General features: G+C 69.0%; 21 protein-coding genes. 2 read left to right on the top strand and 19 right to left on the bottom strand.

The features are described 5' to 3' along the window. Positions 1-37: 37 nt before the first annotated feature. The gene (locus tag ACX1D1_RS06355) at positions 38-1987 is read left to right on the top strand and encodes a M13 family metallopeptidase (protein ID WP_459056350.1); all 1950 of its coding nucleotides are present in this window, start codon (positions 38-40) and stop codon (positions 1985-1987) included. A 575-nt stretch (positions 1988-2562) separates the two neighbouring features. Here the strand turns inward: ACX1D1_RS06355 and ACX1D1_RS06350 are convergent. From ACX1D1_RS06350 to ACX1D1_RS06275, 16 genes are read right to left on the bottom strand one after another with little or no spacing between them, the layout of a single operon-like run. Then, positions 2563-3528: a polyprenyl synthetase family protein gene (locus tag ACX1D1_RS06350; RefSeq protein ID WP_459056349.1), complete on the bottom strand. Its 966-nt coding sequence runs from the start codon at positions 3526-3528 to the stop codon at positions 2563-2565. Positions 3529-3546: 18 nt separating this feature from the next. After that, a complete protein-coding gene (gene nuoN / locus ACX1D1_RS06345) occupies positions 3547-5121 on the bottom strand; it encodes an NADH-quinone oxidoreductase subunit NuoN (protein WP_459056348.1) in 1575 nt (524 codons plus the stop codon). Beyond that, complete coding sequence (locus ACX1D1_RS06340) at positions 5118-6632, bottom strand: NADH-quinone oxidoreductase subunit M (RefSeq protein WP_459056347.1); 1515 nt, start codon at positions 6630-6632, stop codon at positions 5118-5120. The genes nuoN and ACX1D1_RS06340 overlap by 4 nt, the downstream gene beginning before the upstream one ends. 15 nt (positions 6633-6647) lie before the next feature. Then, positions 6648-8504, bottom strand: coding sequence for an NADH-quinone oxidoreductase subunit L (nuoL, locus tag ACX1D1_RS06335; protein WP_459056549.1), 1857 nt, complete (start codon positions 8502-8504; stop codon positions 6648-6650). A gap of 58 nt (positions 8505-8562) precedes the next feature. After that, complete coding sequence (nuoK, locus tag ACX1D1_RS06330) at positions 8563-8862, bottom strand: NADH-quinone oxidoreductase subunit NuoK (protein ID WP_459056346.1); 300 nt, start codon at positions 8860-8862, stop codon at positions 8563-8565. Further along, on the bottom strand, positions 8859-9680 hold the full coding sequence (locus ACX1D1_RS06325) for an NADH-quinone oxidoreductase subunit J (RefSeq protein ID WP_459056345.1): 822 nt from the start codon (positions 9678-9680) through the stop codon (positions 8859-8861). The genes nuoK and ACX1D1_RS06325 overlap by 4 nt, the downstream gene beginning before the upstream one ends. Continuing rightward, positions 9677-10234 (bottom strand): NADH-quinone oxidoreductase subunit NuoI, encoded by a 558-nt coding sequence (nuoI, locus tag ACX1D1_RS06320; protein WP_459056344.1) that lies wholly within the window; start codon positions 10232-10234, stop codon positions 9677-9679. Before nuoI ends, ACX1D1_RS06325 begins: the two co-directional genes overlap by 4 nt. After that, a complete protein-coding gene (gene nuoH / locus ACX1D1_RS06315) occupies positions 10234-11556 on the bottom strand; it encodes an NADH-quinone oxidoreductase subunit NuoH (RefSeq protein ID WP_459056343.1) in 1323 nt (440 codons plus the stop codon). Before nuoH ends, nuoI begins: the two co-directional genes overlap by 1 nt. Positions 11557-11559: 3 nt before the next feature. Further along, positions 11560-13968 (bottom strand): NADH-quinone oxidoreductase subunit G, encoded by a 2409-nt coding sequence (locus ACX1D1_RS06310; protein ID WP_459056341.1) that lies wholly within the window; start codon positions 13966-13968, stop codon positions 11560-11562. Beyond that, on the bottom strand, positions 13968-15278 hold the full coding sequence (gene nuoF, locus ACX1D1_RS06305; RefSeq protein WP_459056340.1) for an NADH-quinone oxidoreductase subunit NuoF: 1311 nt from the start codon (positions 15276-15278) through the stop codon (positions 13968-13970). The genes ACX1D1_RS06310 and nuoF overlap by 1 nt, the downstream gene beginning before the upstream one ends. Continuing rightward, positions 15275-16018, bottom strand: a complete 744-nt coding sequence (gene nuoE / locus ACX1D1_RS06300; RefSeq protein ID WP_459056339.1) for an NADH-quinone oxidoreductase subunit NuoE — start codon at positions 16016-16018, stop codon at positions 15275-15277. The genes nuoF and nuoE overlap by 4 nt, the downstream gene beginning before the upstream one ends. Further along, complete coding sequence (locus ACX1D1_RS06295; RefSeq protein WP_459056338.1) at positions 16015-17364, bottom strand: NADH-quinone oxidoreductase subunit D; 1350 nt, start codon at positions 17362-17364, stop codon at positions 16015-16017. The genes nuoE and ACX1D1_RS06295 overlap by 4 nt, the downstream gene beginning before the upstream one ends. Next, complete coding sequence (locus ACX1D1_RS06290) at positions 17364-18059, bottom strand: NADH-quinone oxidoreductase subunit C (protein WP_459056337.1); 696 nt, start codon at positions 18057-18059, stop codon at positions 17364-17366. Before ACX1D1_RS06290 ends, ACX1D1_RS06295 begins: the two co-directional genes overlap by 1 nt. Continuing rightward, on the bottom strand, positions 18056-18610 hold the full coding sequence (locus tag ACX1D1_RS06285) for a NuoB/complex I 20 kDa subunit family protein (RefSeq protein WP_459056336.1): 555 nt from the start codon (positions 18608-18610) through the stop codon (positions 18056-18058). The genes ACX1D1_RS06290 and ACX1D1_RS06285 overlap by 4 nt, the downstream gene beginning before the upstream one ends. 14 nt (positions 18611-18624) lie before the next feature. Next, entirely contained in the window at positions 18625-18984 is a 360-nt protein-coding gene (locus ACX1D1_RS06280) for an NADH-quinone oxidoreductase subunit A (RefSeq protein ID WP_182782318.1), read from the bottom strand. A 21-nt stretch (positions 18985-19005) separates the two neighbouring features. Then, positions 19006-20304: a geranylgeranyl reductase family protein gene (locus ACX1D1_RS06275; protein ID WP_182782317.1), complete on the bottom strand. Its 1299-nt coding sequence runs from the start codon at positions 20302-20304 to the stop codon at positions 19006-19008. A gap of 235 nt (positions 20305-20539) precedes the next feature. Between ACX1D1_RS06275 and ACX1D1_RS06270 the strand changes: the two genes are divergently transcribed. Further along, positions 20540-21793: an isochorismate synthase gene (locus tag ACX1D1_RS06270; RefSeq protein WP_182782316.1), complete on the top strand. Its 1254-nt coding sequence runs from the start codon at positions 20540-20542 to the stop codon at positions 21791-21793. Between the two features lie 10 nt (positions 21794-21803). On the opposite strand, the gene ACX1D1_RS06265 is transcribed toward ACX1D1_RS06270, so the two are convergent. The 3 genes from ACX1D1_RS06265 to ACX1D1_RS06255 are packed head-to-tail and all read right to left on the bottom strand — an operon-like array spanning position 21804 to position 24839. Then, on the bottom strand, positions 21804-23432 hold the full coding sequence (locus tag ACX1D1_RS06265) for a DUF6297 family protein (RefSeq protein ID WP_182782315.1): 1629 nt from the start codon (positions 23430-23432) through the stop codon (positions 21804-21806). Then, complete coding sequence (locus tag ACX1D1_RS06260) at positions 23429-24079, bottom strand: ABC transporter ATP-binding protein (RefSeq protein WP_182782314.1); 651 nt, start codon at positions 24077-24079, stop codon at positions 23429-23431. The genes ACX1D1_RS06265 and ACX1D1_RS06260 overlap by 4 nt, the downstream gene beginning before the upstream one ends. A gap of 58 nt (positions 24080-24137) precedes the next feature. Further along, on the bottom strand, positions 24138-24839 hold the full coding sequence (locus tag ACX1D1_RS06255) for an alpha/beta fold hydrolase (RefSeq protein WP_459056335.1): 702 nt from the start codon (positions 24837-24839) through the stop codon (positions 24138-24140). Positions 24840-24881: the final 42 nt, after the last annotated feature.

Genomic DNA, 24881 nt, shown 5'->3' with positions numbered 1-24881 from the left:
GAGCGGGTGGTTTCCCCGCATCGCTAGGCTGGCGGGCATGACTGCCGCCATCGCCTTCGAGCACTTCGACCACGCCGTCCGCCCCCAGACAGACCTCTTCCGCCACGTCAACGGCACCTGGCTGCGCAGCGCACCGATCGCGCCGGACCGGTCCTCGGCCGGCGGTTTCGTGGACCTGGTGGAGCAGGCGGAGAAGGACGTGCTGACGCTCGTCAGCGAGCTCCCCCAGGGCGACGTCACCACGGACGAGGGGAAGGTCGCGGCGCTCTACGCGGCGTTCATGGACGTCGAACGCGTCGAATCGCTGGGGGCCGCCCCGCTTGCCCCCGTGTTCGCGTCCATCGACGCCATCGACACCCCCGCCGCCATGGCCAGGCACCTCGGATGGTCGCTGCGCCACGGGCTGAGCCCGCTGGTCCACCTCTATGAGGAGTCGGACCCGGGTGACCCCACCCGCTACGCCGTCTTCACCTCCCAGGGCGGCCTCGGCCTGCCGGACGAGGCCTACTACCGCCAGGACGAGCACGCCGAGATCCGCGAACAGTACCTGGCGCATGTGACCCGGGTGCTCACTCTCGCCGGATTCGACGACGCCGCCACCCAGGCACGAACGGTGCTGGACCTGGAGACCGCGATCGCCGCCCACCACTGGGACCGCGTGCGGTGCCGCGACCTTCGGGCCATGTACAACCCCACCGCCTACGACGACATGGTCGCGGCCTCCCCCGGGTTCGACTGGGCGGCCTTCATCGACGGCGCCGGCATCCCCGCCGGGACGCTCGCCGAGGTGATCCTCGCCCAGCCGTCGTTCCTCGAGGGGGTCGCTCCCCTCCTTTCCTCGACGCCGCTGGACGCCTGGCGCAGCTGGGCGCGATGGAAGGCCGTCTCCGGCCTCTCCCCCTACCTGTCATCGGACTTCGTCGAGGCCCGGTTCGACTTCTACGAGCGCACCCTCAACGGCAACGAGGAGCAGCGCCCGCGGTGGAAGCGCGGCATAGCCTTCGTCGAGGGCGTCGTCGGGGAGGCCGTCGGCCGAGCCTACGTGGAACGGCACTTCCGGCCTGAGGCCAAGCAGGCGATGGACGTGCTGGTGGGCAATCTGATGGCGGCCTACCGCGGGTCCATCGAGCGTCTGGCCTGGATGACCGACGAGACGCGCACCGAGGCGTTGCGCAAGCTGGAGCAGTTCACCCCGAAGGTGGGCTACCCGGCGAAGTGGCGCGACTACTCGGACCTGGTCGTCACCCCGGGCGATCTGGTTGCCTCGGTGATGGCCGCCAACTCCTTTGAGCTGGACTACGCGCTGGGCCGGATCGGCGGACCGATCGATCTCGACGAGTGGCAGATGTTCCCGCAGACCGTCAACGCCTACTACCACCCGCTGCGCAACGAGATCGTGTTCCCCGCCGCCATCCTGCAGCCGCCGTTCTTCAACGCCGACGCCGACGAGGCCGTCAACTACGGCGCCATCGGCGCGGTGATCGGGCACGAGATCGGGCACGGCTTCGACGACAAGGGATCCACGTGCGACGGTGACGGCCGACTCCGCGACTGGTGGCAGCCGGCGGACCGTGAGGCGTTCGAGGCGCTGGCGAAGCGGCTCACCGAGCAGTACGACGGCCTCGTGCCGGACGGCGTGGACAGCGGATCGGTCAACGGGGAACTCACCGTGGGTGAGAACATCGGCGACCTCGGCGGGCTCGGGATCGCCTACAAGGCGTGGCTGCTGGCCGGTGGGGATCCCGACGGCGAACCGATCGACGGGCTCACCCCCGCTCAGCGGTTCTTCGTCGGCTGGGCGCAGGCCTGGCGGGGCAAGCGTCGCCCCGAGGCGATGAAGGTGCTGCTCGCCACCGACCCCCACTCCCCCAGCGAGTTCCGCTGCAACCAGATCGTGCGCAATCTCGATCCGTTCTACGACGCGTTCGGCGTCACGCCTGACGATGAACTCTGGCTCGCGGAGGAGGACCGGGTCACCATCTGGTGAGCGGTCGCCCCGCCGCCCTTTTGCCCGTCTGCTTGATGGGCGTGTGTCAGGAAGCCGATGCCAGGGCGGCCCGCTGTGGGCGGTCTCCGTTGTTGTCACCTGATCGGCGGTGGCCGGGCTGGGGAGGGCCGCCCTGGCATCGGCTTCCTGACGCACGCCTCGTCCTCCTGTGGCGTGGGCAGGTCCGGGCGATGCTCGGCACGGCGGCCCTGGGTTGGGTCCGCGCAGGCGGGACGCCAGTTCGGTGATCCTCGGGTTGGGCAGCCCTGCGCAGTGCCGCCCACCGACCCCCACCCTCGTGGCCTGCGAGCCTTCGCCTGATGACCCTCTCACCACGCCGGGTGGGGAGCCGCGCTCGGAAGGCGAGAGCATCTGCTGAGGGGAAGCGGCCAGGCAGAGACAGGCATCGATAGCGAGAGCGGCTCCTGAGGGGGACCGGTCGCGGTGGGTCGGGCGTTGGGCAAGGCACGCCGCGTTTGGGCGTGCCGAGGGCGCCCATGGGCGAGGCCGGTCCCCCTCAGGAGACGCGGAACCCGGCCACGCCACGGATCCGAACGACGCCTGGCTAGTGCCACTTACGCAGTGCGGTCCACCAGGTCGGTGCAGACCCTGAGCAACGCGTCCTTCGCGTCGCCTTCGGGGAGGGGGGCCAGGTGGGCGCGCGCACGGTCGGCGCGACGCTCCACCTCCGCCTTCGCCCGGTCCATGACGGGGTGGGCCCGCAGCCGTGCCAGCACGTCTGCCAGGACCGCGTCGCTGGTGAGATCCCCGTCGACCATCCCGAGGATGTCGTCGTCCGCGGGGTCCTTCGACGCCCGGAGCATGAGCACCGGCAGGGTGGGCACCCCCTCGCGGAGGTCGGTGCCGGGGGTCTTGCCCGTGGTGGTGGAGCTGATGTCGATGAGGTCGTCGGAGAGCTGGAAGACCAGGCCCACCTCCTCGCCGAACGCCGCCAGCGCGTCGATCACCTCGCGGCTGGCCCCCGCGACCATGCCGCCGAAGATCGCCGACGCCGCGATCAGTGAGCCGGTCTTGTCCGCGATCACCCGGATGTAGTGCGCCAGCGGGTCCTCCCCCTCGCCGGGGCCCCTGGTCTCCGCGATCTGCCCCTGCACGAGTCGCGAGAACGTCTCGGCCTGCAGGCGCACGTAGTCGACGCCAAGCTCCGCGACCGTCGTCGAGGCGCGCGCGAACAGGAAGTCACCCACCAGGATCGCCACCGAATTGCCCCAGAGGCGGTTCGCCGACGGCGCGCCGCGGCGCAGGTCCGCGACGTCCATGACGTCGTCGTGGTAGAGGCTGGCGACGTGCGTGAGCTCCATCACCATCGCGGCGCGCATCAGGTTGTCGGTGTCCACGGGGCCGCCGAACTGCGCGGCGAGGAACACCAGGAGCGGCCGGAACCGCTTCCCGCCGGCGGCGATGATGTGGCGCGACGCCTCCGTCACGAACGGGGAGCCGGCCACTGCCGTGTCCACCAACCGCTCCTCGAACTCGTCGAGAAGGGCGGTCAGGTGCTCATCGAGCGGGGCGTCCGCCACGGGGTCTCCTAGTCAGGGTTATCGAATGAACTGGGCCGCGTTCGCGATGAGCGTCAGGACGCCACCGGGAATGAGGCCGAGCACAAGGGTAACCACTCCGGCGACAACAAGCACAGACCAGGTCCACAGCGACGGCGTCTCCACGGTGCCGACGGTGGCCTCATCCTCGTCCTGGAACCACATGGCCACCACGACCTTGAGGTAGAAGAACGCCGCGACCACGCTCATCACCACGGCGACGAGAACCAGCCAGCCGTAGCCGCCCGCCCACGCCGCGGCGAACACCGCGAGCTTGCCGATGAAGCCCGCGGTGAGCGGGATGCCGGCGAAACTGAGCAGGAACAGGGTCATGAGGGCCGCGATGACCGGGTTCCGGCGCCCGAGGCCCTTCCACGCGTCGAGGTTGTTGGCCTCGCCGCCGGAGCGCCGCACCATGGTGACGATGGCGAAGGCGCCGAGCGTGGCCACGCCGTAGGTCATCAGGTAGAACCCGATGGCACCGACGCTGGAGATGCTGACCTCGTCGCCCGCCTGCACCGCGCCCACGACGCCCACGAGGATGAATCCACCGTGCGCGATCGACGAGTAGGCCAGGAGCCGCTTGATGTCGTTCTGGGCCAGCGCGACGGTGGAGCCGAGCAGCATGGTGAGGATGGCCACCACTGCGAAGAGCAGCTGCCAGTCCCAGCGCATGCCGCCGAGCGCCACGTAGAACACGCGCAGCAGGCCCGCCACGGCGGCCGTCTTGGTGGCCACGGCCATGAAGGCGGTCACGGGCGACGGGGCACCCATGTACACGTCGGGGGTCCAGGCGTGGAACGGGACGGCACCGATCTTGAACAGGAGCCCGACCGCGGTCAGCAGCATGCCGGTGAGCAGCAGCGCGTTGCTGCCGGTGCCGGCGGCGATGGCCGCGTCGATGTCCGCCAGCTGGAAGGCGCCCGCGTAGCCATACAGCATCGCGATGCCGTAGAGCATGATGGCGGAGGCCAGTGAGCCGAGCAGGAAGTACTTGAGCGCGGCCTCCTGGCTGAGGAGGCGACGCCGCCGGGCCATGCCGGTGAGCAGGTAGAGCGGCAGCGAGAAGATCTCCACGGCCACGAAGAGCGTCAGCAGGTCGTTGGCGGAGGCGAAGATCATCATGCCGAACAGCGAGAACAGCAGCAGGGGGAAGACCTCGGTGTGTTCGCGGCGGAGCCTGTCCGCCTCCCGCTCCAGCGGCGATCCGGGGACCGTGGCGGCCGACGAGGCGAAGGCCGACTGGCCGGTGCCGAGGCCGCGCTCCGCGAACAGGGCCACGCCACCGAGCCCGAAGACCAGAAGGAGGCTCCAGAAGAAGAAGGCCGGGTGGTCGATGGCGAGGACGCCCATGGCCGCGATCTGCGGGGTGGCCTCGATCCAGTTGAGGATGGTCAGGCCCAGCGCCGCGACCACCGCAAGGCCGGCGAGGGCGGATTGGATGACGTAGCGCAGCTCACGCGGTGCCAGGGCCTCCACGAGCACGCCGAGGCAGGCGGCGGCCAGGATCACGAGCAACGGCGACAGCAGCATCCACTCCAGGGTGGGAGCGGCGATCTCCAGGAGGTTGATCATCGGTTGCCTTCCTTGACCTGCGGGGCGGGATCCTCGACGCCGACGACGGCCATGATCTGGGCGGCCGTGTCGTCAGCCATCGCCAACACCGGCTTCGGGACGAACCCGAAGACGATGAGCAGGATGAGGAGCGGAGCCACGACGGCCTTTTCGCGTGCGCTGAGGTCGTGTGTGACGTGGGTGGCGACCTGGTCCGTGACCGGGCCGGTCATGGTGGTCTTGTACATGCGCAGCACGTAGACCGCGGCCAGCACCATGCCCAACGTGATGACCGCGGTGTGCACCGGGTACACCTGCCAGGCGCCCGCCATGACGAGGAATTCAGAGACGAAGCTGCCCATGCCCGGCAGTGCCAGCGCGGACAGGCCAGACATCAGGAGGACGCCGGCCAGGACCGGGGCCACCTTCTGGACGCCGCCGAAGGCGTCGATGTGCTGCGAGCCGCGGCGCCGGATCATGAACCCGACGACGAGGAACATCGCGGCCGTGGACAGCCCGTGGTTGAGCATGTAGAAGATCGAGCCGCTGATCGACGGGGTGGTCAGGGCGAAGATGCCGAAGACCATGAACCCGAAGTGACTGATCGAGGTGTAGGAGACCAGGCGGAGGAGGTCCGTGGCCCCGAAGGCCATGAACGCCCCGTAGAGGACGGACACGATCGCCCAGACAAGGATCACGGGGGTGGCCCACTGGGTGGCCTCGGGGAACGCCACGAGGCAGATCTTCAGCATCCCGAAGGTGCCGATCTTGTCCAGGACGCCCACCAGCAGGGTTGAGGTGCCGGGGGTGGACTGCTCGGCAGCATCCGGCAGCCAGGTGTGCAGGCCGGCCAACGGGGCCTTCACCGCGAAGGCGAAGAAGAACCCGAGGAACAGCCAGCGCCCCATCTCGGTGCTCATCTCGACACCGACCAGGTCCCCGATGAGGAAGCTGGGGCTGCCCGTGGCGGCGGTCACGGCGTACACGCCGGCCACGGCCACCAGCATCACCAGGCCGCCGGCCAGGGAGTAGAGCAGGAACTTCATCGCCGCGGCCGCCCGCCTGGGGCCGCCGAATCCGCCGATGAGGAAGTAGGTGGGGATGAGGGTGGCCTCGAAGGCCACGTAGAACACCAGGATGTCGGAGGCCATGAAGACGAACAGCGCGAACGACTGCAGCATCAGCGCCAGGGCGAAGAAGGTCTCGGCGCCCCAGCGGGCCTCGGGTGCCTCGCCGACGCGCCACTCCGCGAGCAGCACCACCGGCACCAGGATGACGGTCATCAGGACGAGGATGGCGCCCATGCCGTCGAGGTCCAGGGCGTAGTGCGCCCCGATCTGCGGGATCCAGGCGACCTCCTCGGCCAGCGGCACGCCGCGGGCCTGCAGCACGACGGCGAGCACCCCCAGGATGGCGGTGGTGAGCGCGAAGCCGTAGCCGATCAGCCTGCCGGCCTGGCCCTTCACGACGAACAGCACAAGCGAGCCGACGAGCGGCACCAGGGCAAGGATGGACAGTAGTGGCAATGGCATATCTTCAGGTTCTCCTTAGCCCAGCTGCCCGAGGATGACGACGCCCGCGAGGACGAGGACGCCGACACCGAGGATGAGGCCGTAGCTGCGCACGTAGCCGTTCTGGCTCCTCCGCAGCCAGGCACCCAGGCCGGTGGCGAGGCTAGCGCTGCCCATCGCCACACCGTCGACGGTGCCGCGATCGAACCACGCGAGGCCGGAGGCCAGGCCCTTGGCGGGGCGGACGATGGCGTGCTCGTTGAAGGCATCGCCGTACAGGTCGTTGCGGCCCGCGAGCACCAGGGGGTTGGCGGTGGCGGGTGCGTCGACGGGGATGTCGTGGCGGTGGAGGAACCACCCGATGGCGACACCGACGGCCACCACGGCCATCGTCAGCAGGCCCACCGGGGTGAAGGTGAACAGGCCGGTCTCATGGGGATGCTGTCCGGTGGACTCCTCGAGCCAGCCCTGGATCCAGCCGTTCAGGAACAAGCCCGAGACGATAGACAGGACGCCGAGCACGATCAGGGGCACGGTCATCACGGCGGGCGACTCGTGCGGATGCACGTCCTTCTCCCAGCGCTTGGCGCCGAAGAACGTCATCATCATGAGCCTCGTCATGTAGTAGGCCGTCACCCCTGCGCCGAGCAGCGCAAGGACCCCGATGACCGTGTTCTCGTGGAACGCGGCCTCGATGATGTGGTCCTTGGAGTAGAAGCCCGAGGTGAACGGGAAGCCGATGATGGCGAGGTAGCCCATGGCGAACGTGTAGAAGGTGATCCGCATGCTCTTGGCCAGGGCACCGTAGTGGCGCATGTTCACGTCGTCGTTCATGCCGTGCATGACGGAGCCGGCGCCGAGGAACATGTTGGCCTTGAAGAATCCGTGGGTCAGCAGGTGGAAGATGGCGAAGGACGCGCCTGCAGGGCCGAGGCCCGCGGCGAGCATCATGTACCCGATCTGGGACATGGTGGAGCCGGCGAGGACCTTCTTGATGTCGTCCTTCGAGGAGCCGATCCAGGCGCCTGCCAGCAGAGTCACGGTGCCCACGATGGCGACGGCCGTGGTGGCCACCTCCGTCTGCGCGTAGATCGCGTTGGAGCGGACCACCAGGTAGACGCCCGCGGTCACCATGGTGGCGGCGTGGATGAGGGCCGACACCGGGGTGGGGCCCTCCATCGCGTCGAGCAGCCAGGACTGCAACGGGACCTGCGCGGACTTACCGGCGGCGCCCAGCAGCAGCAACAGGCCGATGAGCGTAGCCCACACCGGATCCAGCGACTCGGCCCCCGCGTTGACGTCGGCGAAGTTCACGCTGCCGAACATGGCCAGCATGGTGAAGATCGCCATGCTGAGGCCCAGGTCGCCGACGCGGTTGACGATGAACGCCTTGTTGCCGGCGGCCGCGGCCGAGGGCTTGTGCGCCCAGAAGGAGATCAGCAGGAACGATGCCAAACCGACGCCCTCCCAGCCGAGGAACAGCACCAGGTAGTTGTTCGCCAGCACCAGCGTGAGCATGGCGGCGATGAACAGGTTGAGGTAGGCGAAGAACCGACGGCGACGGTCGTCGTGGGCCATGTAGCCGATCGAGTAGACGTGGATCAGCGACCCGACGCCGGTGATGAGGAGCACGAACAGGATGGACAACGGATCGACCAGCAGGCCGAACTCGATGGACCACGCACCGGTGGCGATCCATTCGTAGACGCTGACGTCGAGGTGTCGCGCGTCCGCGGGGCTGGTCAGGAGCTGAACGAACAGCACGAGGCCCAGGGCGAAGGAGACGATGGGAGCGAGGGTGGCCAGCAGGTGGCCCCAGGAGTCGCTCATCCTGCCGGCCAGCAGCAGGAACGCCGCGGTGGCCAGTGGGATCGCGATCAGCAGCCAGGCCATGGCACCTGATGCGGACAGGGCGGAAACGGATTCGAGGAGTTGCACGCTTCTAAACCCCTTAGAACTTCATCAGATTGGCGTCGTCGACCGAAGCCGAGCGGCGGGCACGATACACGGCGACGATGATCGCCAGACCCACCACGACCTCTGCGGCGGCCACCACCATCACGAAGAAGGCCGCGATCAGTCCGTCGAGATTGCCGTGATAGTTGGCGAAGGCGACGAAGGCGAGGTTGGTGGCGTTGAGCGTCAGTTCGATGCTCATGAAGGCGATGATCGCGTTGCGGCGCAGCAGGAAGCCCGCGACTCCGATCGCGAACAGGATCGCCGAGAGAACCAGATAGCCCTCGGGGTTCATTCGTCGTCTCCTTCGATCTCGTCGGTCTTCCCGGCGATGGCGGCGTACGCCGCGGTGGTGGGAGCGCGCAGTTCGTTGACGTCCACGATCACCCCACGCATGGCGAGCGTCTTGGACACCGACTTCTCCGCGACCGAGCCGTCGGGTAGCAGCGCCGGGGTGGAGATGGCGTTGTGCCGGGCGAACACGCCCGAGCTGGGCAGCGGACCTGGGTGCACGCCGTCCTCGGCGTAGGCGCGGACGCGCTCCTGCAGTGACTCGGTCTGGGAGGCCTTCTTCGAGAGCTGCTCGCCGTGCGCCAGGATCATGGCGCCGACCGCGGCCGTGATGAGCAGCGCGGCGGTTGCTTCGAAGATGAACACGTACCTGGTGAACAGCAGGGCGGCCAACGAGGGGATGTTGCCGCCGTACTCCGCGTTGGCCTCCGTCAGGCCGGCGGGTGCGCCGTTGACAGCGAACTGTCCCACCCCCATCACCAGCAGGGCGCCGAGGCCGAGGGCCACCAGCACGGAGGAGACGCGGTGCCCCTTGATGGTCTCCACCACCGAGTCGGTGGAGTCCACGCCGACGAGCATCACCACGAAGAGGAACAGCATGAGGATGGCGCCGGTGTAGACGATGATCTGGATCACGAAGAGGAAGGGGGCGTCGTTGGCGGCGTAGAGCACAGCCAGGCTGACCATGACCCCGGCCATGAAGATGGCCGAGTGGACCGGCTTGCGGGCGAGCAGGAGACCGAGCGCACACACGACCGCGATGGGGGCGCACACCCAGAAGGCCACCTCGCTGGCGGTCACCAGCGGGATGAGGGGGATCATCGGGCCGCTCCTGTGGTTGTGGCGGTGCGCGTGTCCGGCTTGCCGGTCTCCGGCAGGCCGAGGAAGTAGGACTGCTCGTCGTCCCCGAGCCTGCGGGGGTGCGGGGGCTGCTCCATGCCGCTGAGCAGAGGAGCCAACAGGTCATCCTTCTCGTAGATCAGCTTGGTGCGCGAATCGTCGGAGAGCTTGAAGTCGTTGGTCATCGTCAACGCCCGCGTGGGGCAGGCCTCGATGCACAGGCCGCAGAAGATGCAGCGCAGGTAGTTGATCTGGTAGACGCGGCCGTAGCGCTCTCCGGGAGAGTAGCGGTCGTCGTCGGTGTTGTCGCCGCCCTCGACGTAGATCGCGTCCGCGGGGCAGGCCCACGCGCACAGCTCGCAGCCGACGCACTTCTCCAGGCCGTCGGGCCAGCGGTTGAGCTGGTGGCGGCCGTGGAACCGCGGCATGGTGACCTTCTCCGCGCCCTTCTTGTGCGGATAGGACTGCGTGAAGGTCTTGCGGAACATCGTGTTGAATGTGACGCCGAAACCGGCCCACGGGTCAAGTAGTCCCATCAGGATTCCTTCCCTTCGGAGGCGGCCGGCTCGGCCGGCTCTGACGTGTCATCCCCGCGGCCGGAGACGACTCCCGCGAACTCGGGAAGCAGCTGGCCGGGACGCGGCGGGGTGGGGTAACCGCCGGCGAACGCGTCGAAGATCTCGCCGTCGGGAGCCACGAACGGCTCCGGCTCGTCGGAGACGCGGTTCTTGTCGCCGAAGATGAGGTACACCGCCACGACGAGCGCGAGGCCCAGCCCGATGGTGTAACCGGGGGCGATGGCGATCATCAGGATCCACACCAGAGAGATCGGGATGAGTCCCTTCCATCCCAGGTTCATGAACTGGTCGTACCGGAAGCGCGGGAGCGTGCCGCGGAGCCAGACGAAGACCGAGATGAGCAACTGCACCTTGATCATGAAGAAGATCGGGCCCAGCCATGGATTGTTCAGGAAGGGGATGAGGTTGAGGGGCCACGGGGGCAGGTAACCGCCGAGGAACAGCGTGGTGCACACCGCCGAGACGGTGGCCATGTTGATGTACTCGGCGAGGAAGAACAGGGCGTAGCGGAAGCCGGAGTATTCGGTGAGGTAGCCCGAGACCAGCTCCGACTCGCACTCCGGCAGGTCGAACGGCGCGCGGTTGGTTTCGCCCACCATGGAGATGCCGTAGATCACGAAGGAGGGGAACAGCAGGATGGCGTACCAGCCGGTGATGCCCGGGTCGAAGGTCATGTCGGTGAGCGGGACGCGGAACAGGATGGTCGCCCGCTGCGCCTCGACGATCTGCGACGTCGACATCGAGCCCGCCTGCAGGAACACGGCCACCATGGACAACCCCATCGCGATCTCGTAGGAGATCATCTGGGCGGTGGAGCGGATCGAGCCGAGGAAGGAGTAGGTGGAGTTGCCCGCCCACCCCGCCAGCACGATGCCGTAGATCCCGATGGAGGCGATGGCGAGGATGAACAGAGCGGACACCGGCAGGTCGGTCACCTGGAGGCGCGTGGTGACGCCGAACATCTCCACCTCCCCGCCGAAGGGGATCACGGTCCAGATGGTGAAGGCCGCCACGGCCGTGAGGATGGGGGCGAGGTTGAACACCACCTTGTCCGCGTTCTTGGGGCGGAAGTCCTCCTTGACCAGGAGCTTCGCGCCGTCTGCCAAGGCCTGGCCCAGGCCGAACGGGCCGTTCATGATGGGTCCGAGGCGGTGCTGCATCTTGCCGACGAGGCGGCGCTCGTACCAGACGTTGAAGATCGTCCAGACCAGGAGGATGACGAAGACCGCCACCACCTTGATCAGGATCAGCCACCAGGGGTCCTGGAAGAAGATGTTCATGGCTCAGACTCCTTCATCCACTGAGACGGCCGTCACACGGACGGGCGCGCCGGGCGTCACGGGGAGGCGTTCGGCGCTGTTGGGGTTCAGGGGCACCCACACCACGCCGTCGGCCATGTCCGGGGTGATCTCCACCGGAAGGACCACGGACACTCCCCCGGCCTCGACGGTGGCCACCTCGCCGACGCCGAGACGTTCGGCGGTGGCGGCGGACACACGAGCGACCGCGGGCCTGGCGGTGGCGCGGAGCGCCAGCTCGAAGTCGTTGCCCTGCGAGGCGTCCAGCAACTCGCGCCAACCGGCCAGAAGGAGGCCGGGCGCTGAGGGGGCGGCAGCCCGGGTGGTGGGTGCCATGGCGCGCTCCCCCTCCCAGGTGCCCAACTCGAGCATGTCCGCGTACGCCTGCTTGGAGGCCCGGAAGCCGAGGGTGGACCCGAGCGCGTCCGCGAGGGCGGCGAGGATCCGCAGGTCCGTCATCGGGGAGGTGAGGTTCTTGTTGACCACCTTCACGCGGCCGTGGCGGTGCTCCCAGTTGAGGAAGTGGCCGGACTGCTCCTCCAGCAGGGCGGCGGGGAACACCACGTCCGCCCGCTCGGTGACCAGCGACATGCGCTGCTCGATGCTCACCACGAAGCCGGCCTTCTCCAGGCCGTTGAGGGCGGCGGCGGGATCGGCGAGGTCTGACGGGTCCACACCGGCCACGACCAGGGCCTTGAGGGTCCCGTCCGCGGCGGCGGCGAACTGCTCGTCGGCCGACAGGCCACTCTCCGAGGGCAGCGACGGCAGCCCCCAGTGGGACGCGACGTCCACCCGCGCGGCGGCGTCGCTCACCGGGCGTCCCCCGGGCAGCAGCCCGGGGAGGCAGCCGGCCTCGATGGCGCCGACGTCGCCGGCCCGGCGTGGGATCCACGCGAGGCGGGCGCCCGTGGCGTCGGCCTTGGCCGCGACAGCGCTGAGCAGGCCCGGGACCGTTCCGGCCCGCTCTCCCACCAGGATCACCGTGCCTGCGTCGAGGTCCGTGAGCCCGTCAAGGGCCGCGACCTCGCCGCCCGGGGCGACGGGGACGACGGTGGCGGTGAGCTTCTCGGAGCCCCGCGACGCGAACGGCGCCAGCGTGGTGACGGTGAGCCGGTTCTTCCGGACCGCCTTGCGGAGGCGGAGGAACACGATGGGCGACTCGTCCTCGGGCTCGAAGCTGACGAGCACCACGTGGGAGGCGCTCTCCAGATCGGAGTAGGTGACCGACTGCGTGAGGTGCTGCCCGGCCACGCGGGCGGCGAGGAACTCGGCCTCCTCAGCGGACGCGGGGCGCGAGCGGAAGTCAACGCTGTTGGTGCCCAGGACGGCGCGCGCGAACTTGGCGTACCCGTAGGCGTTCTCGACGGTGAGCCGGCCACCGGTCTGGACGCCGACGGACGCGCCCGCGGCCTTCAGTCCGTCCACGGCGGCGTCGATGGCCTCCGGCCACGAGGCCGGCCGCAGCACGCCGTCGCGGCGCACGAGGGGGTGCGTGATCCGATCATCGCCGCGGCTGTACATGAAGCCGAAGCGACCCTTGTCGCAGCTCCACTCCTCGTTGACCTCCGGATTCTCCGAGGCGAGGCGACGCTTGACCTGGTGGTGGCGCTGATCCGCGCGCAGCTCGCAGCCGGAGGCGCAGTGCTCGCAGGTCACCGTCGTCGACACCAGGTCGAAGGGGCGGGCCTGGAAGCGGTACGCGGCGGAGGTGAGGGCCCCGACGGGGCAGATCTGCACCACGTTGCCCGAGAAGTAGGAGTCGTAGGGATCCTGCTCGTAGGTGCCGATCTGCTGGAGCGCGCCGCGCTCCACCAGGGCGATGAACGGATCGCCGGAGATCTGCTCGGAGAAGCGGGTGCAGCGCGCGCACAGCACGCAGCGCTCGCGGTCCAGCAGGATCTGGGCGGAGATGCTCACCGGCTTGGGGAAGGTGCGCTTCAGCTCACGGAAGCGGCTCTCCCCCGGGCCGTGCGAGAGCGCCTGGTTCTGGAGGGGGCACTCGCCGCCCTTGTCGCAGATGGGGCAGTCAAGCGGGTGGTTGATGAGCAGGAGCTCGAGCATGCCCACCTGCGCCTTCTTGGCGACGGCGGAGCTGACCTGCGTGTTGACCTTCATGCCCTCGGCCACCGGCATGGTGCAGGAGGCCTGCGGCTTGGGGAATCCGCGACCGTTGCCGGCGTCGGGGATGTCCACCATGCACTGGCGGCAGGCGCCCACCGGGTCCAACAGCGGGTGGTCGCAGAACCTGGGGATGGCGGTGCCGATCATCTCGGCGGCCCGGATGATGAGGGTGCCCTTGGGGACGCTCACCTGCGTGCCGTCGATGGTCAGCGTGACCTGCTCCGGCTTCGGCGCGAGCTCCTCGCCGGTCGTCGTCTTCGTGTCGACGCTCATCAGAGGTCTCCTTCCACGGCGAACAGCGCGCTCTTCTCGTAGGGGAACAGCTCCCGGGCCGGGGTGTGATAGCCCAGCTCGAACTCGGGCCTGAAGTGCTTGACGGCGCTGGTGACGCACGCGACGGCGCCGTCGGCGAGGGCGCAGAACGAGCGACCGCCGATGTTGTCGCAGATGTCGAGGAGCTTGTCCACGTCGCCCTCCTGGGCGGTGCCGGCCTCGAACTTCATCAGCAGCTGCACCAACCACCAGGAACCCTCGCGGCAGGGGGTGCACTTGCCGCAGGACTCGTGCTTGTAGAACTCCACGAAACGCAGCGTGGTGCGCACGATGGAGGTGGTGTCGTCGAAGACCTGCAGGGCCTTGGTGCCCAGCATCGTGCCCGCCCCGGCCATGCCCTCGTAGTCCAGGGGGACGTCCAGGTGCTCGGCGGTCAGGATCGGCGTAGACGAACCGCCCGGGGTGAAGAACTTCAGCTCGTGTCCGGCGCGGATGCCTCCCGACAACTCCAGGAGCTGGCGCATCGTGATCCCCATCGGGGCCTCGAACTGGCCGGGACGGGCCACGTGGCCGGACAGCGAGTAGAGGGTGAAGCCGCTGGACTTCTCCGACCCCATGGCCTTGAACCAGTCCGCGCCGTTGGCGAGGATGGAGGGCACCGAGGCGATGGACTCCACGTTGTTGATCACCGTCGGCGAGGCGTAGAGGCCGGCGACGGCGGGGAACGGGGGGCGCAGCCGGGGCTGGCCGCGGCGTCCCTCGAGGGAGTCCAGCAGCGCTGTCTCCTCGCCGCAGATGTAGGCGCCGGCGCCGGCGTGGACGATGATGTCCAGGTCGTATCCGGTGCCCAGGATGTTCTTGCCCAGGTAGCCGGCCGTGTAGGCCTCCCGGACCGCCTGCTGGAGCCGCCGGATCACGTGCAGCACCTCACCGCGACAGTAGATGAACGCGGTGTGCCCGTTGATGGCGTAGGAGGAGATGATCACGCCCTCGACGAGGGTGTGGGGGGTGGCGAGCATGAGCGGCATGTCCTTGCAGGTGCCGGGCTCGGACTCGTCGGCGTTGACCACGAGGTACTTCGGATTGGGGTTGTCCTGCGGCACGAAGGACCACTTCATGCCGGTGGGGAAGCCCGCGCCGCCACGGCCCCGGAGGTTGGACTCCTTGACGAGGCCCACCACGGCGGCGGGTTGCATCGCGAGAGCCTTGCGGAGCGCGCGGTAGCCGCCGGTGGCCTCGTAGCGCGACAGCTTCCAGGAGTTGTCCTCGCCCCAGTGATTGGACAGGACCGGGGTCAGCAGATCGGTCACTTGGCAGCCTCCGGCTTCTGAGCGGCCGGCCGGGTGGGGGCCGACGGCGCGGTCCAGTTGTTCTCGCGGGCGATGTCGCGGCCCAGCAGCGAGGCGGGGCCCGCGGAGGGCCCCTCGTCGGCGCGGCCGTCGGGGAAGCCGGCCAGAACGCGCTCGGCCTCACGCCACGAGGTGAGCGTGGCGCCGCGCGGCGAGACGACCTCCTCGCCGGCCATGAGGGCGTCGAGCAGCTCGTCGAGCTTCGCGGGGTCCATGTTGTCGAAGAACTCCCAGTTGACCATCGCCACCGGCGCGAAGTCGCAGGCCGCGTTGCACTCGAGCCGCTCGAGCGAGACCTGACCGTCCGGGGTGGTCTGGTTCTCGTCGATGCCGAGGCGCTTCTTGGCGCGGTCGAGCAGGGCGTCGCCCCCCATGACGGCGCACAGCGCGGTGGTGCAGACCCCCACGTGGTGCCTGCCGGCGGGGCGCCGCTTGTACATGGTGTAGAAAGTGGCCACGCCGGAGACCTGGGCGGTGGTGATCCCCAGGACGTCTGCGCAGACCTCGATGCCGCGGGGGCTGACCCGGCCGTCGACCGACTGGACCAGGTGCAGCATCGGCAGCAGGGCCGAGCGCGGCTGCGGGTAGCGGGCGGCCAGCTCGCGGAGCTCGTCGATCGTGGTGTCGTCGATGTTGGTCGACTGATCCGAGTAGTCCACCGAGCCGGACTCGGGGAAGCTGCTGGCAAAGTGGCCGCTCATCGGTCCACACCTCCAAGGACGGGGTCGAGGCTGGCGATCGCGACGACGACATCGGACATCATGCCGCCCTCACACATGGCGGGAATGGACTGCAGGTGGTTGAAGCCGGGGTCCCGGAAGTGAACCCGGTACGGGCGGGTGCCGCCGTCGGAGACGACGTGGCAGGCGAGCTCGCCCTTCGGGGACTCGATGGCCTCGTACACCTGGCCGACCGGCACTCTGAAACCCTCGGTGACGATCTTGAAGTGGTGGATCAGCGCCTCCATGGACTCGCCCATGATGTGCTTGATGTGCTCGTTGGAGTTGCCCTGGCCGTCGGCGCCCACCGAGAGCTGCGCCGGCCAGGCGATCTTGGTGTCGGCCACCATCACGGGCTGGCCCTGGGTGCGCTCCAGGCGCTCGAAGCACTGCTCGACGATCTTCAGCGACTCCCAGCACTCCTGCAGGCGGATGCGGAAACGGCCGTAGGCGTCGTTGGAGTCCCACGTGACGGTGTCGAAGTCGTAGGTCTCGTAGCCGCAGTAGGGCTGGGTCTTGCGCAGGTCGAAGTCGTAGCCGGTGGCGCGCAGCGGCGGCCCGGACATCCCCATCATGGTGGCGGCGGTGAGGTCCATCACGCCGACGCCGGAGAGGCGCCCGATGAAGATGGGGTTCTCGTTGCAGAAGATGGCGTACTCGGGCAGGTGCTTCTTCAGCCAGTCGATGACGGTGCGGAGGTGGCTGAGGCCGTCCTCCGGGAGGTCGTTGGCGACGCCGCCGGGGCGGATGTAGGCGTGGTTCATCCGCAGGCCGGAGAGGCCCTCGAGGAAGTCGAGGATCATCTCGCGCTCGCGGAACGCCACCGTCATGACGGTCAGGGCGCCGATCTCCATGCCGCCGGTGCCCATGGCCACCAGGTGCGAGGCGATGCGGTTGAGCTCCATGACCAGGACGCGGATGATGCTGGCGCGCTCGGGCACCTGGTCGGTGATGCCGAGCAGGCGCTCGACGGCCAGGCAGTAGACGGCCTCGTTGAACAGGGGCGCCACGTAGTCCATGCGCGTGACGTAGGTCACGCCCTGGGTCCACGTCTTGTATTCCATGTTCTTCTCGATGCCGGTGTGCAGGAAGCCGATCCCGGGCCGGATGGAGGTGACCGTCTCGCCGTCCATCTCGAGGAGGAGGCGGAGCACCCCGTGCGTCGACGGGTGCTGCGGGCCCATGTTGACGACGATGGTCTCGTCGCCGCGCTCGGCCTGCTCGGAGGCGATGTCCGCCCAGTCGCCGCCCTGCGCCAGGTAGACGCGGTCCGTCTTCTCCTCCGTCGACCCGGCGAAGACGTCTTCGGTGGCTGCGTGCGTGCTCATCAGGAGTACTTCCTCCGGTTATCGGGAGAGGGAACCTTGGCGCCCTTGTACTCGACGTCCACGCCGCCGAGCGGGTAGTCCTTGCGCTGCGGGTGGCCCTGCCAGTCGTCGGGCATCAGGATGCGGGTCAGCGACGGGTGACCGTCGAAGATGATCCCGAACATGTCCCACGCCTCGCGCTCGTGGTAGTCCGTCATCGGGTAGGTGGCCACCACCGAGGGGATGTGCGGATCCTCCTCCGGGCAGGTCACCTCGAGACGAACGCGGCGGTTGTGGGTGTAGCTCAACAGGTGGTAGACGGCGTGGAGTTCGGCGCCCTTCTCCTGGGGGTAGTGCACGCCGGAGACCGACACGCACACCTCGAAGCGGAGGTGCGCGTCGTCGCGGAACTGGCGCACGACGTCGAGGAGCTGCTCGCGGGGCACGTAGATGGTGAGCTCGCCGCGGTCGAACAGGAACCGGGCGTCCGCCAGCCCGGGCAGCAGCGCGAGGGCGCGGCTGTGGATGGTGTCGAACGGCTCCCCGAAGGGGCCCTCGGAGATCCCGGGCATGACGAGGTCGCGGGACATACCACCGTAGCCGGAGGTGTCCCCGGAACCGCGGGACCACATGCCCTCCTGGCGGGCGAACACGGGCTGGGAGGCGGGCGCCGCGGCCTCGGCGGGCAGTCTCTGCTCAGGCTGGGTCTCGCTCATCGCATGAGTCCCTTCATCTCGACCTTGGCGGGGGCCACCAGGGCCGCCTGCTCCGCCTCTTCGACGGCGGTCACCTCGTTGGGTCCGATGGGCCGGTGCTGGACCTTCTCGCGCAGCTTGAACATGGCCTCGATCAGCATGTCCGGGCGGGGAGGGCAGCCGGGGATGTACATGTCCACGGGGAGGAAGTGGTCGCAGCCCTGGACGACGGCATAGTTGTTGAACATGCCGCCCGAGGAGGCGCAGGCGCCCATCGAGATGACCCACTTGGGGTTGGGCATCTGGTCGTAGACCTGGCGCACCACGGGGGCCATCTTCTGGGACACGCGGCCCGAGACGATCATCAGGTCCGCCTGCCTCGGGGAGGCGCGGAACACCTCTTGGCCCCACCTGCCCGCGTCGTAGCGCGGGGTGCCGTAGGCCATCATCTCGATGGCGCAGCAGGCCAGGCCCATCGTCGCCGGCCAGAAGGAGGCCTTGCGGAGCCAGCCGAACACGCCCTCGACGGTGGTCAGCAGGATGCCGCTGGGGAGCTTATCTTCGATACCCATGGTGAGATTTCCCCTCAGTCCCAGTCAAGGCCGTTGCGGCGCAGGACATAGAAGTACGCGATGAAGACGGTGACGATGAAGACGATCATCTCGACGACGGCGAAGGTCCCCAACTGCCGGTAGGCCACGGCCCACGGGAAGAGGAACACCACCTCGATGTCGAAGATGATGAACAGCATCGCGGTGATGTAGTACTTGACCGGGAATCGGCCGCCGCCCACGGGCTGCGGGGTGGGCTGGATGCCGCACTCGTAGCTGTCGTACTTGGCCCGGTTGTAGCGCCGGGGGCCGACGACGAGGCTGAGCGACATCGAGATCACGACGAAGGCGGTGGCCAGGACCACCATGCCCACGATCGGGATGTAGTAATTCATATCCGTGCTACTTCCTTCCGGTCAGGCCGAGGGCGCGGCCTTGCACAGCCCGTTGATGATGCGGTCCATGGCATCACCGCCATGCGAGTCGGTGAGGTTGGCGAGCAGCTTCATCACGAAGCGCATCAGGGTCTTGCGGGGCAACCCGTACTTGGTGCACAGGTGCATGATCCGCGGGTCACCGATGAGCTTCACGAAGATGGTGCCGAGGCGATAGTAGCCACCCAGGCTCGCCTTCAATTCCGCGGGGTAGGCCTGCATGGCCTTCTCCGCCGACCTTGTGCCGGCCCCGCGCGAAAACGCCTCAGCAAGGGCTGAGGCGGCCATCTCGGCGGACTCCATCGCGTAGGCGATGCCCTCGCCGTTGAAGGGGTTGACCATGCCGCCGGCATCACCGACCAGCACGAGACCCCGGCCGTAGTGGGGCTGGCGGTTGAACGCCATGGGCAGGGCGGCGCCCTGCACCTTCCCCACCATGTTCTGGTCCCTGAATCCCCACTCCTCCGGCGTGTTGTCCAGCCACGTCTTGAGGAGCGCGCGGTAGTCCGTGTGCCCGAAGCTCTTGGACGTGTTGAGCACTCCGAGGCCCACGTTGCACGTCCCGTCGCCCATGCCGAACACCCAGCCGTAACCGGGCATCAGGGTGGAGGCGTGCGGCTTGCCGTCCCACAGCTCCAGCCAGGACTCCAGGTAGTCGTCGTGGGTGCGCGGCGACGTGTAGTAGGTGCGCACGGCCACGCCCATGGGGCGGTCGTCGCGCTTCGTGACGCCCATCGAAACCGCGAGGCGGGAGGAGTTTCCGTCGGCCGCGACCACGTAGGGGGCGCTGAAGGAGCGCCCGTCCTTGGTGGTGACGCCCGTGATGCGGCCGGTGCGGTCGTCGAGCACGGCGCCGTCGACGTTGGCGCCCTCGATGAGGGTGGCCCCCTGCGCGACGGCGTGGCGCGCGAGCATGTCGTCGAAGTCAGAGCGGGGACGGACCAGCCCGTAGGGCGGGAAGTCAGTGAGGTCCGGCCAGGCCAGCTCGAAGGGCTCGGTGCGGCCGCCGTAGACGCGCAGGCCCTTGTTGTGCAGCCAGCCGTTCGCCTCGGAGGTGTCGATCCCGATCCGGGTCAGGGCCCGGGTGGCGCGCGGGGTGAGGCCGTCACCACAGACCTTCTCGCGCGGGAAGTGCGACTTCTCGAGGAGCGTCACGGTCAGTCCGTGCCGTGCCAGGTACGCGGCCGTCGACGATCCTCCCGGCCCGGCGCCAACGACGATGACGTCTGACTCGGTGGGGGTATCGGCGGGCGCCGCGCCATCAGGCTTGGCGAACGACATGCGTGACTCCTGTCATCGGCGGCGGATCTCGTGGTCAGTCTAGGGGGTGCCCCGAGATTTCGGCCAACCGACCGGGAACAGGCCAACCGCGCATGACAAGGCGCTCTGCTTCCATTTACACCACTACTACGTTGCGTAATCCATCGCCCCTAGCCGGGCGTTTATCGGCCGCGCCATCGCGTCGAACCGCGTTGCCGGGTGGCCTCGTGCCCAGTGCGCGGCTATGCTCGCGAAGGTGATTCTGGACTTCGGCAGCGCGAGGATGCGCGCGACAACTGTCGCCATCGCAGACCCTGGCCCGCTCGAGCGGTTCCTGCCGGAGTCGGCGCCTGGCTTCGCCTTCGTGCGCCGCGGCGAAGGGTTCGTCGCCCTCGGCGAGGTGGCCCGCTTCGAGACGGACACGCTCGAGGCCGCCGACGTCTGGTGGGACGAGATCTCCAGCCAGATCGATCACGATTCCGAGATGCCCGGTGAGTTCGGCACGGGTCCCCTGGCGGTGGGCAGCTTCACGTTCGACCCGGACCGGTCCGAGGACCGATCGGCGCTGATCGTGCCCGAGGTGATCGTCGGGCGCCGCGGAGGCACGGCCTGGATGACCCGCCTCGGCGAGTCTCACCGGACCACCTCTCTCCCCCCCGTCGGAGAACCCACCTCGCGTCCCACGGGCGTCGACCTGGTGGGCGGGTCGATGAGCGAGCGCGTCTGGACCGACATCGTCGGCGAGGTGGTGGAACTGATCCGCCGCAACGAGGTGCACAAGGTGGTGCTGGCCCGGGACCTGCGTGTCCGGGCGGATGCGCCGCTGGATCTCCGCCACATCCTCGGCGAGTTGATGGCCCGGTACCCGATGACCTGGGCGTACCTCGTCGACGGCATGGTCGGGGCCACCCCTGAGCTGCTGCTCCGCCGCCATGGCGGGCTGGTCACCTCGCGGGTCCTGGCCGGAACCGTCTGGCGGGACGCCGAGGGCACCGATCCCCTGGCGAAGGCGGCCGAGCTGGCCCGTTCACAGAAGGACATCTCGGAGCACGAGTTCGCCGTCGAGTCCGTGGCCTCGGCTCTGGCGCCCTACTGCCAGGCGATGAACGTGCCCGAGTCGCCGTCGGTCCTCAAGCTGCCCAACGTGCTCCACCTCTCCACCGACATCACCGGCGTGGTGAGCATGCCGGCCAGCGCGCTGACGCTGGCGGCCGCGCTGCACCCCAGCGCGGCCGTCTGCGGCACGCCCACGCACCTGGCCCTGGACATCATCAGCGAGCTCGAGTCGTTGGACCGCGGCCGCTACGCCGGGCCGGTGGGCTGGGTGGACACCCAAGGCGACGGTGAGTGGGCCATCGCGCTTCGCGGCGGTCAGGTCCGGGCCGAGAGCCCGGAGGAGATCCAGCTGTTCGCCGGCGCCGGGATTGTCGCGGACTCCTCGCCGGAGGCCGAGCTGGAGGAGACCGGGGCGAAGTTCATCCCGATGCTGCAGGCCCTCGGCCTCGCCTGAGGCCGCCCCATCAGCGCTTCCGCTGGACCTGGATCTTCTGCTTTCCGGGTGCCGTGCCACCGCTGCGTCGGGCCTTCTCCTCGTCGAGGAGCCTCTTCTGCTCGGCCTGCTGCTCCATCATCGCGTCCCGGTCGAGGCCGGAACGGAGCAGGAAGAAGGCGATCAGGGCGATGATCAGCGAGATCCACACGGGCCAGTTGAAGACGATGGGCAGCGTCACCAGAACGACGATGTCCACCCCCCGGACCAATGAGAACAGCAGCCCCGGGGGCATCGCCCCGATGCCGGTGGCCACGATGGGGCCCGAGTAGTCGGCCGGCTTGGCCGAGACCCACCGCACCGCGGCCAGCAGTCCGGCGATGCCGGTGACCAGGGCCGACGACGCGGCCGTCACCGGGTCCGACTCCACTCCCCCGGCCACCCCGAGGAACGCCGGGAAGACGCCGATGGTCCACAGCAGCGCCAGCACCGCCGGGACGATCATGGAGGCCTGCTTGATCTGGCCGGGATCGAACGGGAAGCAGCGCTGCAGGCCCTTGGTGCGGGTGAGCACCCGCAGCCCGTTCATGAACGGCACGAGCGCGGCCAGCAGCACCAGCGCCGAGACCGGCGGGTTGAGCATCGCAAGGCCGAGCGCCTGGACCGCGTAGGGGATCACCATGGTTGCGATCAGCGTGATCAGCGGCATCGGTTGCCGCCACAGCCGCTGGACGTCGCGCATCACCAACGCGGTGAGGCCGGAGCCGACTCCGCGGGTGGGGCGCACGTGGCCCCGCTTCTTGGACTTCGCCTCGACGAGGATGTCGCGGATGAGCGCGAACTCCAGCGCGAACGCCGCGCCCTGGAGGCCGCTGAGCAGCGACCCGCCTGAGGTGAGGCGCTGCCGCCGGATGTTGCGCAGCCGCTTGGCGGCGAGCGCCCCCGCCACCACGATGAGGAGCAGACCGACGCCCGCGATGATGTAGGCCAGCTCGACTGCCAGCTCGGTGAGGCCGCCGAGGCTGACCCAGCCCGCCGCGCCGCTGACGAGCAGCACCATGGTGCCGATGGCCGCGGCGCCGATGATCCACTGCACACCGGTGACGATCCAATGCCTGTCCAGCCCCTGCTCGGCGGCGGCGAACGCGATCAGCCCGGCCGCGCCGAGCCCACCGGCCAGCGCCCAGATCCCGATCTCGGCGATGCCCGATCCGGTCAGGGACGCGATGAGCGCGCCCGCGACAGCACCCGCGACAGCCGCGGCGGCGATGGCCCCGACCAGGCGACCCAGCAGGAGCCGGCGGCGGTCCGTGGGTCCGTCCATCAGCCAGAATCCCTCGGCCGCCGAGGCCACCACGGGCCCGAACAGCCTGGCCACCACCAGCGTGAACGCCAGCACCCCCGCCACCGAGGCCCACGGGAGCAGGCCGCGCGCGGCGAGGCACCCGTCGGTCACACACACCGAGGCGGTCTGCTGGGCCTGAAGGATGGAGGAGACGAGCATGGCGCCGATCAGCACGATCGAGAACACCGTGACGTAGCCGTCGGAGAGCGCCTGCCACAGATTGCGGTCCGCGCGTCCCCTGCGCCAGTCCCGCATCAGCAGCTTGAGCTGCTTTTCGTCGACGACGCCGACCTCCGTCAGCCTCTGGTCCATCATCGGGCGCCCTCCAGGCGGAGTTCGCGCGCCCCGATGGCCTCAAGCAGAGACGGCTCGTGGCTGGCCAGCACGATCGCCAGGCCGCCGGCCAGCTCGGCCTTCAGGCGCTCGCCGAGCCACTTCACACCCTCGACGTCGAGGCGCTGCTCCGGCTCGTCGAGCACGAGCAGCTGGCGCGGCCTCACGAACGCGGTGGCCAAGGCGAGGCGGCGGCGCTGACCAGACGACAGCGTGCTGGGCAGCTGCCCGGCCTGCGGCACCAGCTGCACCTCTTCGAGCACCTCGTCGACGAGGGCGTCAGGGTCGTGCAGCCCGTGCGCGCGGGCGAGCAGGTCCAGGTGCTCGACAACGCTGAGGTCCGGGAAGAAGTCCAGGTCGTCGATGACGGTGGCGAGGGCGCGCCGGATCACCGGGTTGGTCTCGGTCACCTTCGTGCCGTTGACGGTGACGGTGCCCTCGTCCGGCCTGTCCGCGCCGACGAGGCAGCGCAGCACGGTCGACTTGCCCGCGCCGTTGCGGCCGGTCAGCGCGACCGCCTCGCCCGCGTGCACCTTCATGCTGAAGTGCTCGATGATGGTCACGGGCCCATAGGCCTTCTTGAGGTTGTCTACCTGGAGTACGACGTCTTTCTTAGCCACGCTGGCCATTGTGACCCATCAACGAAGGAGGGGGCACATCGGCACCCCCCGCTCGCTGGGGCGGGTGTCACAGACGGGCGACGAAAGACCTGATCAGGTCCGCGACCACCGGGGCGTGGGTGAGCGGCGAAAAGTGCGTGGCGCCCGGAACGATCGCCAGCTCGCCCCGATGCACGACGCTCAGGTAGCGCCGCTCGTCGATGCGCATCTGGTCGTAGCGCCCGTTGATGAACAGGACCGGGCAGGAGAGCCCCCGCAGGATCCGAGGGGGACAGTCGTCGGCCACGGCCCGCCAGATCGCGGGCAGGTCCGCGTACGACGCGTCACCAGGGAGCAGACCCTCCCGCACCCCGAGGCGGCGCGCCACGGCCACGCGCATCCGGCCGAGGCGGCGGTGGCTCACCCGCCGGGTCAGCCAGGCGAAGCCCCGGTACGGCCCGGCCACTCTCCCCCTCGGGTTGCCGGTGGCCCCGATGAGGACCAGGCCGACGACGCGTTCCCCCATCCCGGCGGCGGCCAGGCCGGCGAGGTAGCCGCCGAGGCTGTGGCCCACCAGCACCACCGGCCGATCCCCCGCCGCGAGCGAGATGGCGGCCAGCGCGGCGGGCGTCGAGAAGGGTTCGGCCCTCCGCGACCCGTGGCCCGGCAGGTCCACCGCCACCACGTCGAACTCGGGCAGCAGCGCCGGATAGTCGGCCCACTGCGCCGAGGAGGACATCGACCCGTGGACCAGGACGAGGCGGGTCCCCCGCGGGCTCGGGTCGGTCACAGCTCAAGCATGCCGTGGGACCGGGCGGGCTGTCGGGGATGA

This window comes from Tessaracoccus luoxuelianae, assembly GCF_054483915.1.
The sequence above is the reverse complement of the archived record's forward strand: the minus strand, read 5'-3'. Positions and strand labels throughout refer to the sequence as shown.

What these genes read in the sequence shown, in the direction of transcription:
- ACX1D1_RS06265 (WP_182782315.1), bottom strand. Translation starts at nt 23,432, where the DNA reads ATGATGGACCAGAGGCTGACGGAGGTCGGCGTCGTCGACGAAAAGCAG.
- ACX1D1_RS06325 (WP_459056345.1), bottom strand. Translation starts at nt 9,680, where the DNA reads ATGATCCCCCTCATCCCGCTGGTGACCGCCAGCGAGGTGGCCTTCTGG.
- nuoE (WP_459056339.1), bottom strand. Translation starts at nt 16,018, where the DNA reads ATGAGCGGCCACTTTGCCAGCAGCTTCCCCGAGTCCGGCTCGGTGGAC.
- ACX1D1_RS06280 (WP_182782318.1), bottom strand. Translation starts at nt 18,984, where the DNA reads ATGAATTACTACATCCCGATCGTGGGCATGGTGGTCCTGGCCACCGCC.
- nuoI (WP_459056344.1), bottom strand. Translation starts at nt 10,234, where the DNA reads ATGGGACTACTTGACCCGTGGGCCGGTTTCGGCGTCACATTCAACACG.
- ACX1D1_RS06355 (WP_459056350.1), top strand. Translation starts at nt 38, where the DNA reads ATGACTGCCGCCATCGCCTTCGAGCACTTCGACCACGCCGTCCGCCCC.
- ACX1D1_RS06285 (WP_459056336.1), bottom strand. Translation starts at nt 18,610, where the DNA reads ATGGGTATCGAAGATAAGCTCCCCAGCGGCATCCTGCTGACCACCGTC.
- nuoK (WP_459056346.1), bottom strand. Translation starts at nt 8,862, where the DNA reads ATGAACCCCGAGGGCTATCTGGTTCTCTCGGCGATCCTGTTCGCGATC.
- nuoH (WP_459056343.1), bottom strand. Translation starts at nt 11,556, where the DNA reads ATGAACATCTTCTTCCAGGACCCCTGGTGGCTGATCCTGATCAAGGTG.
- ACX1D1_RS06310 (WP_459056341.1), bottom strand. Translation starts at nt 13,968, where the DNA reads ATGAGCGTCGACACGAAGACGACGACCGGCGAGGAGCTCGCGCCGAAG.
- nuoL (WP_459056549.1), bottom strand. Translation starts at nt 8,504, where the DNA reads ATGGCCTGGCTGCTGATCGCGATCCCACTGGCCACCGCGGCGTTCCTG.
- nuoN (WP_459056348.1), bottom strand. Translation starts at nt 5,121, where the DNA reads ATGATCAACCTCCTGGAGATCGCCGCTCCCACCCTGGAGTGGATGCTG.
- ACX1D1_RS06290 (WP_459056337.1), bottom strand. Translation starts at nt 18,059, where the DNA reads ATGAGCGAGACCCAGCCTGAGCAGAGACTGCCCGCCGAGGCCGCGGCG.
- ACX1D1_RS06275 (WP_182782317.1), bottom strand. Translation starts at nt 20,304, where the DNA reads ATGTCGTTCGCCAAGCCTGATGGCGCGGCGCCCGCCGATACCCCCACC.
- ACX1D1_RS06340 (WP_459056347.1), bottom strand. Translation starts at nt 6,632, where the DNA reads ATGCCATTGCCACTACTGTCCATCCTTGCCCTGGTGCCGCTCGTCGGC.
- ACX1D1_RS06260 (WP_182782314.1), bottom strand. Translation starts at nt 24,079, where the DNA reads ATGGCCAGCGTGGCTAAGAAAGACGTCGTACTCCAGGTAGACAACCTC.
- ACX1D1_RS06295 (WP_459056338.1), bottom strand. Translation starts at nt 17,364, where the DNA reads ATGAGCACGCACGCAGCCACCGAAGACGTCTTCGCCGGGTCGACGGAG.